Genomic DNA, 18172 nt, shown 5'->3' with positions numbered 1-18172 from the left:
CGCAAAAAGCCGATATGACGTCGGCTTTTTGCGTTCTTCGTTCTACACGCTCAATCGAGGTTGCGGGAGTAGAAGATCTCCAGCATCTCTTTGCGCAGGCGGCTTTCGATGTCGCGCGCTTCTTCGAAGGTGATGTCGCGCCGTGAGGTGCCGAACAGGTAGTTATCCAGCTCGAAATCCTTGAGCAGCATCTTGGTGTGGAACATGTTGTCCTGATAGACGTTCACGTCGATCATCTGGTAGGCCTGCTTGGTATCGTCGGCCAGGTAGTCCTGAATCGAGGTGATGTCGTGGTCGATGAACAGCTTCTTGCCATCGACGTCGCGGGTAAAGCCGCGCACCCGGTAATCCATGGTCACGATATCGGAATCGAAGCTATGGATCAGGTAGTTCAGCGCCTTTAGCGGGCTGATATGGCCACAGGTGGAGACGTCTATATCCAGGCGAAAGGTGCTGATGCCGTTGTCCGGGTGGGACTCAGGGTAGCTATGCACCGTCACATGACTCTTGTCCAGGTGGGCAACCACCGTCTCGGGCAGCGGACCGGGGCCGGGTTCGGTTTGGGCCGGTACGCTATCTTCCAGCTCGTGCTCGGCGATCAGGATGGTCACGCTGGCGCCGTGGGGCTCGTAATCCTGACGGGCGATATTGAGCACATGCGCCCCAATGATGTTGGTCACATCCTTGAGGATCTGGGTCAGCCGCTCGGCGTTGTAAAGCTCATCGATATAGTCGATATAAGCCGCACGCTGCTCTTCGGTCTTGGCGTAACAGATGTCGTAAATATTGAAGCTCAACGAACTGGTCAAGTTGTTGAACCCATGGAGTCGGAGATTATCTGACACGTCCGAACCTCCCTATGGCAGATGAAGACACCCCGACGAGCCTGCGCCGGAACCGATCTACGTTGGATGACGCTGGGTCTGATGCGTCGCTCGCTGCCGCCCCTGGAATACCCATGAGGGGGTAACGAGCGCGCGTATTATGCCCGCCCGGGACGCGGTATGCATCCAGGCAGGCATTTTTTTTCGTTGGGAGAAGGAGAACGTCGCTTCGCGGTCGCGAGCGTAGCGGCTCAGCCCTCAACGATGTCGAAGGAGTGGGTAATCTCCACGCCGCCGTTGACCAGCATGATCGAAGCGCTGCAGTACTTCTCGGCGGAAAGCTCCACCGCGCGCTGCACCTGCTTTTCCTTGAGGTTACGTCCGGTCACGGTGAAGTGAACATGGATCTTGGTGAATACCGCAGGCGTGGTCTCGGCGCGTTCGGCCTGAATGTCGGCCACGCAGTTGGTCACCTCGGCGCGCGCCTTATCGAGAATGTTGAGTACGTCGAAGGTGGTGCAGCCGCCCATGCCCATCAGCAGCATCTCCATCGGGCGCGGTCCGGTATTGCGCCCGCCGTGCTCGGGAGAGCCATCCAGTACCACGCTGTGGCCGCTGCCGGATTCGGCGACGAACTGCCGACCATCCGTCCATTTGATGCGTGTTTTCATCGCTATTGTCTCGTCAACGTTGATGCGTAAAGGTCGAAAAAGTACCGAGAAGAGTACTGAAGAAAGACCCTAAAGGAGGCGCAGCATAGCACTTATCGACGCCGCTATCGTTGGCTTGGTCGTTGCTCCTATCGCGGCACTTAGTCACTAAAACGCGTGGCGTCATCAACACGCGTGACCGTCGTGACGCAGCAGGGCATCCAACGCCTCGAGGCGTTCGGGGGTGCCGACATCGACCCAGGGGGGCGTCAAGCGCTCGCCGCTGACGCGCTCGGCCGCCATAGCGGCGCGTAAAAGTGGCGCCAGGGCGAAGGCGCCGGGCGTACAGTCGGCAAAAAGCGCTGGGTGCAGCACGCTCATACCCGCAAAGGTTAGCTTTGCGGGACCACTGGCATGAACGCGGCCCTCGCTCAGGGCGAAATCGCCTTCGGGGTGGTGGGAGGGGTTGTCGACCAGCGCCAGATGGGCCACATCCTTCTCGCCAAGGGCGGTCAGCGAGGGCAGCGCATCGCACCAGACGTCACCATTGACCAGCAGGAACGGCTGCTCGCCCAAGAGCGGTAGCGCCTGAAAAATGCCGCCGCCGGTTTCAAGCGGCGTAGCCTCCAGGCTATAGGCGATGTCGACCCCGAAGCGGCTCCCGTCGCCCAGCGCCTCGATGATCTGCTCGGCCCGGTAGCTTACGTTAATCACCACCTCATCAATGCCCGCTTTGGCCAGGCGCGACAGGTGATGGACGATCAAGGGTTTGCCTGCGACCGGTAGCAAGGGTTTGGGGCAGTGATCGGTGAGCGGGCGCATGCGTTTGCCCAAGCCCGCCGCCAGGATCATCGCCTTCATTCTGCGATCTCCAACGCGCTGAGCCGAGCGGTAAGGACAGGGCGTAGCTGGGTCTCTAGCCAATTCATGAAGTTGGCGTGAGCGGGGAGAGCGGCAAGGCTATCCGTCAGGTGGTCGAGAAAGTGCGGCAAGCGCTCGAGATAGCCGTGTTTACCGTCGCGCAGGGTCAAGCGGCAGAAAATGCCCAGCACCTTCAGCGAGCGCTGCGCCGCCATGGCATGGCACTGGGTGAGAAAGGCCTCTGCGCTCAGCGTGCCCGTCAGACGGCCATCGCGTCGCGCCTCGCGATAGAAGTGCTCGACCAAGGCCGCGTAGGTGGCTGCATCAAAGCGGCGGTAGCGGCCGCTCAAGAGCGAAATCACATCGTAGCTCAGCGGCCCCGCTACGGCGTCTTGGAAATCGATCATATAGAGATGATCGCCTTTCACCATCAGGTTCATGGCGTCGAAGTCGCGGTGCACGCTCACCACGCGCTGTTCAAGCGCTGCATCGATTAGCGCCTGACGCAGCGCGGGCCATTCAGGCGGCGTGGGAAGATCGAGAAAGCGCGTTAAACACCACTCGGGAAAAAGATCGAGCTCGCGGCCGAGCAGGGCTGCATCATAAGCAGGCAATGCTTCGGGGCTGGCGCGATTTTGCAGGGCAGCGATCAGCGCCATGGCGCGGTGTAGGTAGGGTAGCGTCGTGGCGCTATCGCCAAAGCGCGCCTGCAGCGGCGTATCGCCGAGATCGTCGAGGAGCAAAAAACCTGCGTCCAGGTCGGCGGCGTGGACCTGGGGAACCGGCAGGTTGGCGGCGTGCCAGCGCCGGGCGATGGCGAGAAAGGGGGCCGAGTCCTCTTGCGCCGGAGGGGCGTCCATGACCATCTGGGTCGCGCCATTTGGCAGGGTGAGGCGAAAATAGCGCCGAAAGCTGGCATCGCCACCGGCCGGTGCCAGGCGGATCTCATCGCTTCTTAGGCCGTGCTGCGCGGCCGTCCAAGCGCTGAGGTCGGAAAATCGAGAAGAGGACATGCAAGCTCCTTGCTGGTCGGGCATCATGCGGACTGTATAATACCGATTCTCGATGCCAAGGATAACGAACATGGGCAAGCGATTGACGCGCACCTTGCCAACCGCACAGACGCTGGTCGGCAGCCTGCTGGCGAGCGCCTCCTTCACCGCGCTGGCGCAGGGCGAACCCCTGGCGCCAGAAGCCCTGGATTGGCAACCCTGGGACCGCGCCGCTGCAGCGGGGCAGCTCTGTCGTGGGCGCTATGTGATGCCTGCCTACCGGCTGCCCGAAGAGGAGAATCCGGAAACGCTGTCACTGGAGGCGAGCGAAGCCGACTACGCCGCCAACGGCGAAGCCATGCTGCGCGGCGACGTCGTACTGCGTCGCGGCGTGGCCGAGCTTGAGGCCGATGAAGTCTTCGTACCCAGCGACCGCCAGCAGGTCGACGCCCAGGGTCGGCTCGCCCTGCGCGACGGCCGGGCGCTGGTGCGCGGCGACAGTGCCACGCTGATGCTCAACGAAGACCGCGCCTCGCTACGCAATAGCCACTACGTGCTCTACGACCAGCACTTGCGTGGCCAAGCCGACCAGCTCGAACAGGTGGGCGAAGACCTGTACCGCTTGCAGGATGCCACCTTCACCACCTGTGACCCGGGAGAGAACACCTGGCATCTTGTGGGCAGCGATATTTTGCTCGACCAGGCCAGCGGCTTTGGCACCGCGCGCAACGCCCGCTTGATGGTCAAGGACGTGCCGGTGTTCTACTGGCCGTGGCTGCGTTTTCCCATCGACGACCGCCGCCACACGGGGCTGCTCTGGCCCGCTTTCAGCTTCTCCGGCGACGGCCTGGATTACGCTCAGCCGTTTTACTGGAACATCGCGCCCAACCAGGACGCCACCATCACGCCGCGCTGGATCACCGATCGCGGCCTGCTACTCAACGGCGAGTACCGCTACCTACTGCCCAACGCCCAGGGCACCGTGGAGGGCGGCTACCTCAGCAGCGACGACGGTGGCTCCAGCGGTGATAGCGATCGCTACCGGGGGATGGACCGCTGGTACATCGAAGCCCAGCACAGTGGACGGATCAATCCGCGCAGCGGTTACGAGCTGCGCTATGGCTCGGCGAGCGACGGTCGCTACTTCGATGATTTTGGTGGCGAGTTCGGCAGCAGTGACCGCGTGAGTCTGGATCGCTTGGCGCAGATCGACTACCGCGGCGATATCTGGCAGCTCGACGCCCGCGCCCAGGGCTATCAGCGCCTGGAAGACCCCCTGGCCGATAGTGACAAGCCGTTCTACCAGTTGCCGAGCCTGACCGCCAACGCCCGCGTGCCGCTGGGCGAGGGCTTTTACGGTGAGTGGAACGCTAACGCCACCTACTTCTGGCGCGATATCGACGAGAACCTGGTGCCCGAGCGCGAAGCGATGACCGGTAGCCGCGTGCACCTGACCCCGGCTTTGGGCTGGCGGTTCGAGGCGCCTTGGGGCTATTTGGAGCCGCGTAGCGAGCTGTGGTACACCACCTACGATCTCGACTACGGCAGCCGTGAGACCGAGCGCAGCGATACGCCTACTCGCAGCACCGCGATCACCTCCGTGGATGCCGGGCTCGTCTTCGAGCGCGAGCTCGATCTTGGCCAGCGCGGCTACCGCCAGACGCTGGAGCCACGCTTGAACTACGCCTATGTGCCGCGCGAAGATCAGCGCCAACTGCCGGACTTCGACAGCTACGAGCGCGCCTTCTCCTGGGATCAATTGTGGTCGCCGCACCGCTTCTCGGGCGCTGACCGCGTGGGTGATCTTAACCGTCTCTCGGTAGGACTCGAGTCGCGCCTGCTCGAAGACGCCTCTGGGCGTGAGCGCCTGCGCGCCGGGATCGGCCAGAGTTACTACTTCTCCGAGCGACGCATCGATCGCGACGGTAACCCGGATACGCTACCGGCGCGTCCCGAAGATGACCCCAGTGTCAATCCACTCAGCCGCTACCAAGCGACCCGCGATCGTTCACCGGTGGTCTCGCGGCTCGACTGGCAAATCGACGAACGCTGGAGTACGGGTGTCGAGTGGCTTTACGACGACGAACGCGAACGCACCGAGAGCTCGACCCTCGATCTACGCTATCGTCATCCGGCAGGCCACATAGTGAACCTTGGCTACCGTTGGGAGATCGAAGGGTTCGATCCCGACATCGTGCCCGGCGACGACGGCTTTCGTAACTACAACCGTGAAGAGTGGGATCTCTCCTTTGCCTGGAAAGCGACCCCTCAGATTGATTTGATCGGCCGTTACCTGCACGATCAGACCAATGATCGTTCGCTCGAACAGCTCGCCGGAGTACAGTGGAACGACTGCTGCTACGGCGTGCAGGTAGTGTGGCGCGAATGGGTCGATGACAACGACACTGCCTTCATCGACGACGACTTCACCGATCGCGGCATCTTCCTGCGTTTCGTGTTCCGTGGACTCGGCGGTGTAGGTCAGCAGGCCGACAGCTACTTTGAGCGCACCATTCCCGGCTATCGCCCTACGGTCCTGTAAGGCAAGGACGAAAGAGCCAACTGATGAGACGTTTGCTATGAAAATGAGAAAGACCCTGCTTGCCCGTGCCAAGACGCTCTCGCTGAGTGGCGTATTCATCGTTGCGGGTGTAGCGGTATTGCCTCTCGCCGCCCAGGCGCAGAGCTTCCAGTCCTCGGTCGAGCGCCAGTCGCTCAATCGCGTGGTAGCGGTGGTCAACGATGGCGTGATTCTGCAAAGCGAGCTCGACGATCGCATCGCCCAGATCGAGCAGCAGGCCCAAGCGCAGGGCAGCTCGCTGCCGCCGCGCCAGCAGTTCGCCTCCCAGGTGCTCGAACGCATGATCCTCGAAGAGATTCAGCTGCAGATGGCTGAAAATGCCAACCTGAGCATCGACGACACCGAGCTCAACCGGCAGGTGCGCGGCGTGGCCGAGTCCAATGGCATGACCCTGGATCAGTTCGCCGACGCCATCGAGGCCGATGGCATGACCATGGCGCAGGTGCGTAACGACATTCGTCGCGAAATGCTGATGCGCCAAGTGCAGCAAAGCCAGGTTGGCCAACGCGTGTCGATCAGCGACCGCGACGTCGACCGTCTGCTCAACCAGCAAAGCGGTGGCGGTCAGCAGGCGTTTATCGAAGAGACGCGCGCGCGCCATATTCTGGTAAGCCTCACCCCGACCCGCGACGAAGCTCAAGCCCGTTCCCGGGCCGAGCAGGCCATTAGCCGCCTGCGTCAGGGCGAAGATTTTGCCAGCGTCGCTCGCGAATACAGCGACGATAGCGGCAGCGCCTTGAACGGCGGCGAGCTTGGCTGGGTGCGCCCAGGGCAGACCGTTCCCGCCTTCGAAGAGGCGCTGACGGCGCTGGCGCCGGGCCAAATCTCCGCGCCCGTGCGCTCGCAGTTTGGCTACCACATTATCGAAGTGGAGGAGCGCCGCCGCCAGGACGTGACCCAGGAGAGCCAGCGCGAGCAGGTGCGGCAGGCCATCTTCCAGCGTCGTGCCAACGAAGAGCTCGACGTCTGGCTCGATGAGATTCGCTCGCAAGCCTTCGTCGATATTCGCCTCTAATGAGCGCCAACGCGACCTCGCTGCCGCTGGCTATCACCACCGGTGAGCCAGCGGGCATTGGCCCTGACCTCACGTTGATGCTGGCCGCCAGCGGTCAGCTTCCCGAGGGCTGCGTGGCGATCGGTGATCCTGCGCTTTTACGCCAGCGGGCGCAGCAGTTGGGGCTCGATGTTCCTGTTGTCGAGTGCGCACCGGGTGAGCCCCTTTCCATGGCGCAGGCAACGCTTCCCGTCTGGCCGGTCGCGCTCGCAGCCCCGGTGACGCCTGGCGTGCTCGATTCCGCCAACGCTGCCTACGTCATCAAGACGCTGGAGGTGGCCGTTGCGGCGTGCCAGCAGGGGCTGGCGGCGGCCATGGTCACGGCGCCGCTGCACAAGGGCGTAATCATCGAGGGTGGATTTAGCGGTTTCACCGGCCATACCGAGTGGCTACGCGATGCCTGCGGCGTGCCCGAGGTGGTGATGATGCTGGCTACTGACGTCGCCCTGCACGCCCGTGGGCCCGAGTGGCAGGGCGAGCGGGGCCTGCGCGTGGCGTTGGCGACCACGCATCTGCCGCTGCGCGACGTGGCCGATGCGATCACTCCCGAACGGCTCACCCGAGTGACACGTCTGCTCGATGCGGACCTGCGTGGTCAATTCGGCATCGCGGCGCCGCGTATCGCTGTTTGTGGGCTCAACCCTCACGCCGGTGAGGGCGGGCATTTAGGCTTCGAGGAGCGCGATATCATCGAGCCCACGCTTACCACGCTGCGTGCCCAAGGCATCGACGTGCGCGGCCCCTATCCCGCCGATACGCTGTTCACCCCGCGCCATCTGCGTGAGGTCGACGCGGTGCTGGCGATGTATCACGACCAGGGCCTGGCCGTGCTCAAGTACGCAGGCTTTGGACAGGCGGCCAATATCACCCTAGGCTTGCCGCTCGTACGCACCTCGGTAGATCACGGCACCGCGCTGGATCTTGCCGGTCGCGGCACCGCCGACCCGGGCAGTCTCGGCGTCGCCTTGCGCTTGGCGCGCCAGCTGAGCCAACGCCAGAAAACGAATGAACGCTAGAAAAAGTAGCTAGCCACCGTCAGTCAGCATTTCCAAGGAACTCCTTTCGATGTCTCAAGTGCCGCAGCAGCATCGCGCTCGCAAACGCTTTGGTCAGAACTTTCTTCGCGACCCGGGCATCATCTCGCGTATCGTCCGCGCCATCGGGCCGCGCGAGGGCGACCGGCTGGTGGAGATCGGTCCGGGGCAGGGTGCGCTGACCCAGCCGCTGCTGGAGGCCGCAGGCAAGCTCGAGGTCATCGAGCTCGACCGCGACCTGATTCCCGGCCTGCGGGTGCAGTTTTTCAACTACCCCGAGTTCGTCATTCACGAGGGCGATGCGCTGAAGTTCGACTTCGCCGAGCTCAAGGGTGATGGGGCGCCGCTGCGCGTCGTGGGCAACCTGCCCTATAACATCTCCACGCCGCTGATCATTCATCTGCTCGACGCCGGGGCGGCGGTGGCCGACATGCACTTCATGCTGCAAAAAGAAGTGGTCGAGCGCCTAGCGGCGGCTCCCGACACGGCCGACTGGGGGCGCCTTTCGGTCATGGCGCAGTACTACTGCCAGGTGGAGCAGCTCTTCATCGTGCCGCCGGAGGCCTTCGTGCCGCGTCCCAAGGTGGACTCGGCCATCGTGCGGCTCACCCCCCACGCGACGCTACCCGTTGTCGCCCACGACCCGGCGCTGATGTTCGATCTGGTGCGCCAGGCCTTTGGCCAGCGGCGCAAGACGCTGCGCAACAACCTCAAAGGGCGCATCGACGCCGATGCCATGGCGGCACTGGGTATCGACCCTGGTCGCCGCCCACAGACGCTCAGCGTCGCCGAGTTCGTTACCCTGGCCAACTGGGTGAGCGATCAGGACGCAAGTGGTGGAGAACATACTGAAGAGCGTGCTGGAGAACGTACTGGTGAGTGAGGCCGACATCGTCGTCAGCGTAACGCCCAACTACCGTGGCGGCGAATCCAGCGCCCTGGAAGGGCGCTACGTATTCAGCTATACCGTCACCGTACACAACCAGGGCGATCACAGCGTGCAGCTGATGGCACGCTACTGGAAGATCACTCAAGGCAGCGGTGAGTGCCAAGAGGTGCGCGGCAAGGGCGTGGTCGGCCAGCAGCCACTGATCGGTCCCGGTCAGCGCTTTCGCTACACCAGTCGGGCGATACTACAGACCCCGGTGGGGGTCATGGAGGGCGCCTATACGCTGCTCGATATTGCTCACCAGCGCGCCTTCGAGCAGCCTATCGCTCCGTTTCGGCTGGCGGTACCGCACCAGCTACACTGAGGGCGCGGAGGGCGTTCGCTCATCTCGCTCATACATCGACTGACAACCTCGCGTTAAGGCTTGGCAATGCGCACCTACGTCATCGGGGATCTGCACGGCTGTTACGCCGAATTCGTCGCCCTATTGGAAAAGCTTGCTTTCGACCCGCGCGCCGATCGGCTCTGGCTGGTGGGTGATCTGGTCAATCGCGGCCCCGGGTCGCTTGATTGCCTGCGCGAGATTAAGGCGCTGGGAAGCGCCGCGCGCTGCGTGCTGGGCAATCATGATCTGCATTTGCTCGTCGCTGCGCGCGGCGGCGGTCGGCTGCACCGACGCGATACCCTATATGACATTCTGGCCGCGCCGGATCGCGAGGCACTGCTCGATTGGCTTCAGGCGCAGCCGCTGATGGTGCGTGAAGGCGAGGTGGTCATGGCTCACGCCGGGCTTTTGCCCCAGTGGCGCGTCGAGCGCGCCGAAGCGCTGGCAGGGGAGGTTACGGATACCCTCGGCGGCGAGCATGCCGGGCGCTTTCTTACTCGTCTTTTCGGCAACCAGCCCGAGCGCTGGCATGATGAGCTTGAGGGCGACGACCGTCTGCGCTTCATCGTCAATGCCTTCACCCGCATGCGCTTTATCGATGCCAACGGGCAGCTCGACTTCAGCGCCAAGGAGGGCCTCGATAGCGCCCCGGCGGGTTTTCGGCCCTGGTTTCAGTTTCCCCGCGCTGACGACCCGCAGCTACTCTTCGGCCACTGGGCCGCGCTTGAAGGCAAAACGCCCCAGGCGGCCGTACGCGTAACTGGCCTGGATACCGGCTGCGTCTGGGGCGGCGCCATGACCGCGCTGACGCTGGAAACGGGCGCGCTCACCCAGGTAGCGAGCCAGCAGCGCCCATGAGTACTCATCAGGCAGCAGGAGGGCGGTATGCAGAAGAACGATGATAACGTGCTGCAGGGGCTCGAGGTGTACCGCGTGGGCGGCGCCGTGCGCGATCATTTGCTGGGCTGGCCGGTTTACGACAACGACTGGGTCGTCGTCGGTGCCACACCGGAGGCGATGCGCGCGCGCGGTTTCCAGCCGGTCGGTCGCGATTTCCCCGTGTTCTTGCATCCGCGCACTCACGAGGAGTACGCCTTGGCGCGTACCGAGCGCAAGAGCGGCCACGGCTACGCCGGGTTCGAGGTGCACGCAAGCCCTGAGGTGACGCTCGAGGAAGATCTCGAACGGCGCGATCTGACCCTCAACGCCATCGCCGAAGCCGACGATGGGCGCCTCATCGACCCCTACGGCGGTGAGGCGGATTTGCGAGCACGTCTGCTACGCCACGTTTCGCCCGCGTTCAGTGAAGACCCGCTACGCGTGCTGCGCACGGCGCGCTTTCTAGCCCGTTACTCAGGGCTTGGCTTTCGCATTGCCGAGGCGACGCTTGCGCTGATGGAGGAGGTCAGCCGTAGCGGCGAGCTCGAACACCTCGCCGCCGAGCGTGTGTGGGTCGAGACCGAGAAAGCCCTGGGCGAGCCGCACCCCGATGCCTACTTTCAGGCGCTGGCTCAGTGCCAGGCGCTGCGCACGTGGTTTGCCGAGCTTGCTGAACGGTTGGAAGCGGCGCTGTTCGCCATGGCGCAGGTGCCTTGTGATACCCAGGACGTGCCGCTGGCCCATTGGCGTTACGCCAGGCTCGTCAGCGTGCTCGATGACGCCGAGCGAGAGGCGCTTGCCACGCGCCTGCGCCTGCCCAACGCCGTGGCCAAGCTTGCGCGCCAAAGCGCGCTGACCACGAGGCTGCTCGATGGGCTGCCCTCGGCTGAGCGCGTTGGCGCATGGCTCGATGGGCTCGACGCTTGGCGGCGCCCTGAGCACGTCGAGCGGCAACTAGCGCTGGTCGACTGTCTTGCCCGCGAGTGGGTCGCGCCCATGCAGCAGGCCTGGCAGGCGGCCCAGCGCGTGAGTCCGCAGGATCTGATCGCTCAGGGTTTCAAAGGGGCGGCGTTAGGCCAGGCGCTACGCGACGCTCGCCGCGATACCATTGAGCAGGCGCTGGCAAACACCGGGCCTTGAGAGCGTAGAACTTGGCGTTAGCCGTCGGCGCGCGAGATCTGTCGACCGCGCCAGAAAAAATCTACCGGCCAGAGGCGCTGATGCGCCTTGTGCTCGAAGCACTGCCATAGCGCGGCATAAGAGAGTGCGAGCACGGGGTGGTGCGTGTCGGGTTCGAGCTCGGCCAGAGGGCGCAAGACGAAAGCGTGGCGGGTGATATCGTCGCGTGGCAGCGTTATGCCCGCAATACGGCCGTGCAGTTCACCGACGCTGAGTAGGTCGATATCCAGCGCCTTGGGGCGCGTTAGCCCCTGCGCCACCGACTGCTCGACCGTTTTGAGGGCGCCATGCAGCGCCTCGACGCCCTCGATGCTGTCGAAGGCGACCACGAGGTTATAGAAATTGTGCGCATCATGGATGCCCACCGGCTCGCTTTCGTAAACCGAGGAGAGGCTAAGCGGCCCAAAGCGCTGTGTTAACGCATCGAGGCCAAGAGCCAAGTGGTGCTCGGGGGCACGGTTGCTGCCAAGGCTAAGGATGACGCGGTGCATCAGCGCGTGGGCGAGCGCTCGCCGCGCTCGATCTCGAGGCCAACGCTGCGGGCATTGGGCACTGCGCCGGGCTTACGCAGACGCAGACGCAGCCAAGTAATGGCGAACTCTTCGCGTAGACAAGCCGCCAGACGCTCGGCAAAGGTCTCGACCAGGGCGAACTGATGCGCCTCGGCAAAGCACTGGATTCGCGCGCTGATCGCGGCATAATCAAGCGTTAGCTGCAGATCGTCGCTGGCCGCAGCGGGGCGGATGTCGGTGGCTAGGGTGAGGTCGAGCTCCAGCGTCTGGGTGATGGTGCGCTCCCAGTCGTAGACGCCGATCACCGTGTCGACCCTGAGCCCTTCGATCAAAATATGGTCCATGTCGCGTTTCTCAGCGGCAAAAGAGCGGCATTGTACGCCAGCCGCGCACCAGGCGACAGCCACTAGGGAGGGGATGCCCATCGCCATGATATTTGATGCGCTGCCGCTGGAGAGCGTGGCGTGGCTGATCGTAGGCTATCTCAGCGGTAGCTGGCTCGCCGCCCTCAGCGTTTGCCGCTTGGCGGGTGTGGCCGATCCACGCGAAGACGGGTCACGCAATCCAGGCTTCTCCAACGTGCTGCGTCTTTATGGGCCGCGTCTGGCCGTGGCGACACTCTGCTTGGACGCGCTAAAAGGGATGCCCTGCCTGCTGCTGCTCAAGAGTCTCGATGCTGCGCTTTGGCTTCAGGGAGCCGTCGGACTTGCGGTGCTTTTGGGGCATAGCTATCCGGTTTGGCACCGCTTCAAAGGCGGCAAGGCTGTGGCCAGCGCGCTGGGCGTACTTCTGGTGCTGGTGCCTTGGGTCGCCCTGGTGAGCGCTGCGCTATGGAGCCTGATTGCCTGGCGTGGGCGCAGCGCCGCCTTTGCCTCGCTCATCAGCGCGCTGGCGGCGCCGCTTTTGTGCCTTGGGCTGGCGCCGGACTATGCACCGCTCGTTGCTCTGTTTGGCCTGCTTGTCATTGGGCGCCACTGGCTCAATATCGTGCGCTTGAGGCGCGGCGAGGAGCCGCCCTTGGGGCGCGATTGAGCTAGCCGCCATTAACCCGGCGTACTCAAACGCTCCAAGGGCCAACGCGGGGTTGCCTGCATTTCGCCGGGTACGTCGCGCTCGCCTGCCGCAAGGCGTTGGGCGCCGACGTAGGCGATCATCGCGCCATTGTCGGTGCAAAAGCGCCCGCGCGGGTAGAACGCCTCGGCGCCGCGCTTTTGCGTCTCGACGGCCAGGCGTTCGCGCAGGCGGGTATTGGCGCTCACGCCGCCCGCCATGACGATGCGCTTGAGCCCGGTTTGATCCAGCGCTCGGCGACACTTGATCACCAACGTATCCACCACTGCCTCTTCGAACGCGCGGGTGATGTCGGCGCGGGTTTGGGCATCCAGCGTTCCTGCCTCTTCGTGCTGGCGCAGCGTGGTGAGGGTGTGGGTCTTGAGCCCCGAGAAGCTGAAGTCGAGCCCAGGGCGGTCGGTCATTGGGCGTGGGAAGCGAAAGCGCTTGGGGTCGCCGGTTTCGGCCAAGCGAGCGACCTCGGGGCCGCCAGGGTAGGCGAGCCCCAGCATCTTGGCGGCCTTGTCGAAGGCTTCGCCCGCAGCGTCGTCCACCGATTCGCCGAGCAGGGTGTACTCCCCAAGCCCCTGAACCGCCACGAGTTGGGTGTGTCCGCCCGATACCAGCAGCGCAACGAAGGGGAATGCGGGCGCCTTCTCTTCGAGCATGGGGGCGAGCAGATGCCCCTCCATGTGGTGCACGCCGAGTACTGGAATGTCCAGGGCGCGGGCCATGCCGTGTGCCGTGCTGGCGCCGACCATGAGCGCACCAACGAGCCCTGGGCCTGCGGTGTAGGCGATGCCTTCTAGCTCGGCGCGGGTCATCTTGGCCTCGGCCAATACCTGCTCGATCAGCGGTAACAGCTTGCGCGTGTGGTCACGCGATGCAAGCTCCGGCACCACACCGCCATACTCGGCGTGCATGCTGACTTGGCTGTAAAGCGCATCGGCCAGCAGGCCGTCACCGCCCTGGCGCGAAGTGTCGTAGATGGCGACGCCGGTTTCGTCGCAGGAGGTTTCGATGCCAAGAACACGCATAGGAAAGACTCTACCCAAAAGGGCTCGGGGCCAGACGTAAAGGAAGGCGCGCAGTCTACCATTTTGTACCCGTGCGTGCGTACGCGCGTGGTTTAAAGGAGGCATGTGTAGCAGCAGTAATGCAATGCTGCGTCGCAATATGAGTTGACCCTGTTGTAGGCTCGACTAGGGTTAGGTCGAGGGAGGGGCCCACCAAGGAGTCATCATGATCGATCATCTGAGTTTTTCTCGTCGCCAGCTGCTGGGCGGCATGGCCGTTGCAACAGGTACCAGCCTATTGCCTGGCGCCTATGCGCATGCTGCTACCCGCGCTGCCTCGAGCAGCGCTACCGCCTCGGCCAGCGCAAGTGAACAGCCCCAGCGCTTTTGCATTCGCAATGCCACCGTCCTGACCATGGAGCCAGGGCAGACGGCGATGGAAAACACCGATGTCTGGGTGGTCGATGGGCGTATCGAAGCGGTAGGGCAAGGGCTTGCTGCCGAAGGAGCGGAAAGCATCGATGGTCGGGGCTGCATCGTCATGCCGGGGCTTGTGGATACCCACAACCATATGTGGCAAACCCAGATGCGTGGCATGTTCGCTCAGCGCGAAGGTGCACTCTTCTTTCCTCTCACCAACCGGCTGGCCGAACACTTTCGCCCCGAAGATACCTGGGTAGGCGAATACCTTGCGGCAATGGAGAACGTGAGCGCTGGCATCACTACCAGTAACGACTTCTTCGATAACAACCGCAATCCCGAGCACTCGGCTGCCGCGCTCGAGGCGTTGGCGCACTCGCCCCTGCGAGCGCGCTTATTGCTGGGGAACGAGAGCAAGACCGCCAAAAACGGCATCGATCTAGAGCGCCTACGCGAACTCAATCGGGGCTGGGAAGGGCACAGTGAAAATGGCCGTCTTTCGCTGGGGCTGGCGTGGCGTTTGCCCGAAGACCTCGATGACCTTGAGGCAATGGCGATGAAGCGCCGTGAGTACGACACAGCGCGTGAGCTCGAACTGCCGATCGCCGTGCACGTTAGCGGCGAGGCGCACCACGCCATGTTCGCGCGCTTGGTTGAGGGTGAGTTTCTGCATCCTAGCGTGCAGGTCGTGCACGCAACCGACGCCAGAGGCGAACATCTCGACGCGCTCAATGCCGCAGGGGCAAGCGTAGCACTAACGCCGATCACCGAGCATCGCGTGGCCTATGGGCTGACGCGACTTTCTCACTTTGCCGCCGTCGAGCGTTTGGGGCTGGGTATCGATGGCAATGCCTTGGCGGGAAGCGCAGACATGTTTGCCGTTATGCGCACGGCGGCACTGACCGAGATTGCCGCCAGCGGCGACCAAACCGCTGTGGACTGCCAGGCGCTGCTGGCGCTGGCGACCTCGCGCGCCGCCGAGTCGATTGGCTTGGGTGATCAGATTGGCACGCTGACGCCGGGCAAACAGGCCGATGTGATCATGCTCGATACCCGCGCGCTGAACCTGGGTATGCTGCCAAGCGATCCTGCCGCGCTACTGGTATTTGCGGCAACGCCCGCCAACGTTTCGCTGGTGGCGGTTCAGGGGCGTATCGCCAAGCGCGATGGTCACATGGTGGGGCTCGATAGTGACGAACTGCAGGCGCGAGTGACGGACTCCTTGGACCATCTTCGCCAGTATCTTGCTTGAAAAAGAGGCCAAGAGCGCGTTTCTATCTTTTTGTAGTCGCCACATCACGCTGGTTTGCAAACGCCTCGCGCGAGGTCTAGACTACTGTGCGCTGTAAAACTGGGCCGGAAAAGTGGCAGGTCTTTCGACCAGCGCCTGAACTTTTTTCGTCCTTCTCTGAACTCAAATCTCCTTTAAGGTAGGTGAGTGCTTAATGCCTTCTGTAAAAGTACGTGATAACGAGCCGTTTGACGTCGCTCTGCGTCGTTTCAAGCGCGGCTGCGAAAAAGCTGGCGTTCTGTCTGAAGTACGTCGTCGTGAGCATTACGAAAAGCCGACGGCCGAACGCAAGCGTAAGGCGGCGGCTGCCGTCAAGCGTCATGCGAAGAAGCTTCAGCGTGAGCGTAAGCGTTTCGAACGGCTCTATTGATCCGTACCGGGGAGAACCGGGCTAGTCACGGTTTTTCCCAGGTGTGTTCGTAAGCTGTCTAATAGCCGTCGAACGACACCAAGAGGGATGCCAAGCGGCCGCCGTCAGGTGGCCGCTTGTTTTTCGCCAGATCGTATCGCCCACCCAGGCGTCAATGAGGTGCCACACACTGCATGGCCGGCCAGATTCCCCAGCGTTTCATCGATGATCTGCTAAGCCGCGTCGACGTGGTGGAAGTGGTGGGCGAGCGCGTTCAGCTCAAGAAGGCTGGACGCAACTATTCGGGGCTGTGCCCGTTTCATCAGGAAAAGACGCCGTCGTTCACCGTCAGCGCCGATAAGCAGTTCTATCACTGTTTTGGCTGTGGCGCCCATGGAAATGCACTACGCTTTCTCATGGAGTACGACAAGCTACCCTTTCCCGAGGCCGTCGAGCAGCTGGCCGGGCGCCTAGGGCTCGACGTACCGCGCGAGGGCGGCAACGACCCTCAGCGCCAGGTGCGTGAGCAAAAGCGTAAAGAGGGCGTCAACCTACTTGAGCTTGCGGCGAGTTTTTATCGCGAGCGCCTCAAGATGCAGGAGGGCCAGGCGGCCCAGCGCTACCTCACCGAGCGCGGACTCTCGGTCGATATCGTCAAACAGTACGGCATCGGTTTTGCACCCCAGGGGTGGGAAGCGCTCAAGAGTCATCTGAGCGAGCGGGGCATTGGTGAGCCGGTGCAGGTCGAGTATGGGCTGTTGATCCACCGCGAAGATAGCGGGCGCACCTACGACCGCTTTCGTGATCGGGTGATGTTCCCCATTCGCGATCTGCGTGGGCGCACCATCGCCTTTGGCGGTCGCGTACTTGGGGATGCCAAGCCCAAGTACCTCAACTCGCCCGAGACGCCCGTGTTTCATAAAGGGCGCGAGCTCTACGGTCTTTATGAGGCGCGCCAGGCCACGGCGCAGCTCGAACAAGTGGTGATGGTCGAAGGCTATATGGACGTTGTGGCGCTGGCGCAGTTCGGTATCCACAACGCCGTAGCGACCCTGGGAACGGCGACCACCGAGGATCACCTGACGCGCCTGTTTCGCTTGGTGAGTCGGGTGGTGTTCTGTTTCGATGGCGACCGCGCTGGGCGCCAAGCCGCTAGCCGGGCGCTGGAGACGGCGCTGCCGCAGATGATCGATGGCCGCGAAGCGCGCTTTTTGTTTCTGCCTGAAGGCGACGATCCAGACACCCTGGTGCGCCGTGAGGGCGCCGACGCCTTTCGTGACCGCATGACCTGTGCCATGCCGCTATCGGAGTTTCTCTTCGAGCAGGCAGCCCAGGGGCGCGACATGAACACCGTGGAAGGGCGCGAGCGCTTTGCTAGTCATGTCTTGGCGGCGCTCAATAAAGTGCCAGAGGGCATGCTCAAATCGCTGCTGCTCGAGACGCTTGCCAAGCGCAGCGGCCTGCGCGAGGCGCAGCTCGAAGCACTGATGGCGCCGCGCGAAGCGCCTGGCGCCTCGGCGCCCGAGGCGTTCTTCGAGGCGCCGCCGCAGGCGCACAGTGTGCGACATGCGCCGCCCTCGCAGCGTAAGGCGCCGTTGAGCACGCTTTCGCCGGTGGGGCGCATTCTCCAGTTGCTGGTTCATGAGCCAACGCTGGTGGGTGATCTGCCCGAGCTCGATCAGTGGCTGCCGGAGGATGAGCAGGCACCGCTGTGTCGCGAACTCGTCGCGCTCCTGCGTGCGGGAAACTATCGCAGCCCGCAGGTGGTCTTGGCGCATTTTCAGGGTAGCGCCGAGGGGCAGACGCTTGCTCAGCTCGCCCGGCGCGAGCTGTTGATTCCGCGCGCGGCGCGCCAGGCGGAGCTCGCCAGTTGGGTCGAGCATCTGCAGGCGCATCAGCGTAAGCGTTCTCCTGAGGAGGAGTATGCCGCGCTACTTGCCCACGAGCGCGCCGGGCACAAGCTCGATAAGGCGCAGCGCCAGCGTTTGGCCGAGCTCGTGGTGGAACTCGCCCCACGGCGCTGAGGTCACGATACGGATATATAGGATGGCAAAGACAGAGGGGTGGTGGCGCTGGCGGTTGTAATCGCGCGTTTCGTCACCATATAAACAGTCAGTGAAGGAATGCTGACATAGGTATAACCGGATAAGCTAACACACCTGAGTGACCGCGCAAATACATCGCGGTGGAAAAAATACTCGACTAC

18 protein-coding genes are annotated in these 18172 nt (G+C 63.2%); 11 read left to right on the top strand and 7 right to left on the bottom strand.

Translation table 11 applies throughout. The annotated features are described in order from the left end of the window. Positions 1–50: 50 nt before the first annotated feature. From speD to LLY24_RS10385, 4 genes are all read right to left on the bottom strand, one after another. The gene (gene speD, locus LLY24_RS10400) at positions 51–845 is read right to left on the bottom strand and encodes an adenosylmethionine decarboxylase (RefSeq protein ID WP_259036221.1); all 795 of its coding nucleotides are present in this window, start codon (positions 843–845) and stop codon (positions 51–53) included. 230 nt (positions 846–1075) lie between these two features. Beyond that, entirely contained in the window at positions 1076–1495 is a 420-nt protein-coding gene (locus LLY24_RS10395) for an OsmC family protein (RefSeq protein WP_259036220.1), read from the bottom strand. A 165-nt stretch (positions 1496–1660) separates the two neighbouring features. Continuing rightward, complete coding sequence (murU, locus tag LLY24_RS10390; RefSeq protein ID WP_259036219.1) at positions 1661–2335, bottom strand: N-acetylmuramate alpha-1-phosphate uridylyltransferase MurU; 675 nt, start codon at positions 2333–2335, stop codon at positions 1661–1663. Next, the gene (locus tag LLY24_RS10385) at positions 2332–3348 is read right to left on the bottom strand and encodes an aminoglycoside phosphotransferase family protein (RefSeq protein WP_259036218.1); all 1017 of its coding nucleotides are present in this window, start codon (positions 3346–3348) and stop codon (positions 2332–2334) included. The genes murU and LLY24_RS10385 overlap by 4 nt, the downstream gene beginning before the upstream one ends. A 70-nt stretch (positions 3349–3418) precedes the next feature. On the opposite strand from LLY24_RS10385, the gene LLY24_RS10380 reads away from it, so the two are divergent. The 7 genes from LLY24_RS10380 (at position 3419) to LLY24_RS10350 (ending at position 11289) form a co-directional block, all read left to right on the top strand. Continuing rightward, complete coding sequence (locus tag LLY24_RS10380; RefSeq protein WP_259036217.1) at positions 3419–5869, top strand: LPS-assembly protein LptD; 2451 nt, start codon at positions 3419–3421, stop codon at positions 5867–5869. A gap of 37 nt (positions 5870–5906) precedes the next feature. After that, complete coding sequence (locus tag LLY24_RS10375; RefSeq protein ID WP_259036216.1) at positions 5907–6923, top strand: peptidylprolyl isomerase; 1017 nt, start codon at positions 5907–5909, stop codon at positions 6921–6923. Beyond that, complete coding sequence (pdxA, locus tag LLY24_RS10370) at positions 6923–7978, top strand: 4-hydroxythreonine-4-phosphate dehydrogenase PdxA (protein WP_259036215.1); 1056 nt, start codon at positions 6923–6925, stop codon at positions 7976–7978. The genes LLY24_RS10375 and pdxA overlap by 1 nt, the downstream gene beginning before the upstream one ends. Positions 7979–8027: 49 nt before the next feature. After that, positions 8028–8879 (top strand): 16S rRNA (adenine(1518)-N(6)/adenine(1519)-N(6))-dimethyltransferase RsmA, encoded by an 852-nt coding sequence (rsmA, locus tag LLY24_RS10365; RefSeq protein ID WP_259036214.1) that lies wholly within the window; start codon positions 8028–8030, stop codon positions 8877–8879. Continuing rightward, a complete protein-coding gene (gene apaG, locus LLY24_RS10360; protein WP_427854553.1) occupies positions 8833–9249 on the top strand; it encodes a Co2+/Mg2+ efflux protein ApaG in 417 nt (138 codons plus the stop codon). Before rsmA ends, apaG begins: the two co-directional genes overlap by 47 nt. A 66-nt stretch (positions 9250–9315) precedes the next feature. Next, the gene (locus tag LLY24_RS10355; protein WP_259036213.1) at positions 9316–10128 is read left to right on the top strand and encodes a symmetrical bis(5'-nucleosyl)-tetraphosphatase; all 813 of its coding nucleotides are present in this window, start codon (positions 9316–9318) and stop codon (positions 10126–10128) included. 27 nt (positions 10129–10155) lie between these two features. After that, positions 10156–11289, top strand: coding sequence for a tRNA nucleotidyltransferase/poly(A) polymerase-related protein (locus tag LLY24_RS10350; RefSeq protein ID WP_259036212.1), 1134 nt, complete (start codon positions 10156–10158; stop codon positions 11287–11289). A gap of 17 nt (positions 11290–11306) precedes the next feature. Here the strand turns inward: LLY24_RS10350 and folK are convergent, their stop codons facing one another. Together folK and folB are read right to left on the bottom strand one after the other, a co-directional pair. Then, the gene (gene folK / locus LLY24_RS10345; protein ID WP_259036211.1) at positions 11307–11819 is read right to left on the bottom strand and encodes a 2-amino-4-hydroxy-6-hydroxymethyldihydropteridine diphosphokinase; all 513 of its coding nucleotides are present in this window, start codon (positions 11817–11819) and stop codon (positions 11307–11309) included. Continuing rightward, a complete protein-coding gene (gene folB / locus LLY24_RS10340) occupies positions 11819–12184 on the bottom strand; it encodes a dihydroneopterin aldolase (protein WP_259036210.1) in 366 nt (121 codons plus the stop codon). Before folB ends, folK begins: the two co-directional genes overlap by 1 nt. 73 nt (positions 12185–12257) lie before the next feature. Between folB and plsY the strand changes: the two genes are divergently transcribed. Continuing rightward, positions 12258–12872: a glycerol-3-phosphate 1-O-acyltransferase PlsY gene (gene plsY / locus LLY24_RS10335; protein ID WP_267135279.1), complete on the top strand. Its 615-nt coding sequence runs from the start codon at positions 12258–12260 to the stop codon at positions 12870–12872. 11 nt (positions 12873–12883) lie between these two features. Here the strand turns inward: plsY and tsaD are convergent, their stop codons facing one another. Continuing rightward, positions 12884–13927 carry a tRNA (adenosine(37)-N6)-threonylcarbamoyltransferase complex transferase subunit TsaD gene (tsaD, locus tag LLY24_RS10330; RefSeq protein WP_259036209.1) on the bottom strand — a complete coding sequence of 348 codons (1044 nt, stop codon included), beginning with the start codon at positions 13925–13927 and terminating at the stop codon, positions 12884–12886. A gap of 205 nt (positions 13928–14132) precedes the next feature. Between tsaD and LLY24_RS10325 the strand changes: the two genes are divergently transcribed. The 3 genes from LLY24_RS10325 (at position 14133) to dnaG (ending at position 17990) form a co-directional block, all read left to right on the top strand. After that, positions 14133–15578 carry an amidohydrolase family protein gene (locus tag LLY24_RS10325; RefSeq protein WP_259036208.1) on the top strand — a complete coding sequence of 482 codons (1446 nt, stop codon included), beginning with the start codon at positions 14133–14135 and terminating at the stop codon, positions 15576–15578. A gap of 193 nt (positions 15579–15771) precedes the next feature. Beyond that, the gene (rpsU, locus tag LLY24_RS10320) at positions 15772–15987 is read left to right on the top strand and encodes a 30S ribosomal protein S21 (RefSeq protein ID WP_259036207.1); all 216 of its coding nucleotides are present in this window, start codon (positions 15772–15774) and stop codon (positions 15985–15987) included. Between the two features lie 173 nt (positions 15988–16160). Continuing rightward, entirely contained in the window at positions 16161–17990 is a 1830-nt protein-coding gene (dnaG, locus tag LLY24_RS10315; protein ID WP_259036206.1) for a DNA primase, read from the top strand. Positions 17991–18172: the final 182 nt, after the last annotated feature.

This window comes from Halomonas dongshanensis (assembly GCF_024790395.1).
Classification (GTDB): Bacteria; Pseudomonadota; Gammaproteobacteria; order Pseudomonadales; family Halomonadaceae; genus Vreelandella; species Vreelandella dongshanensis.
Note: the sequence above shows the minus strand (reverse complement) of the source record. Positions and strands in the feature narration are given on the sequence as shown.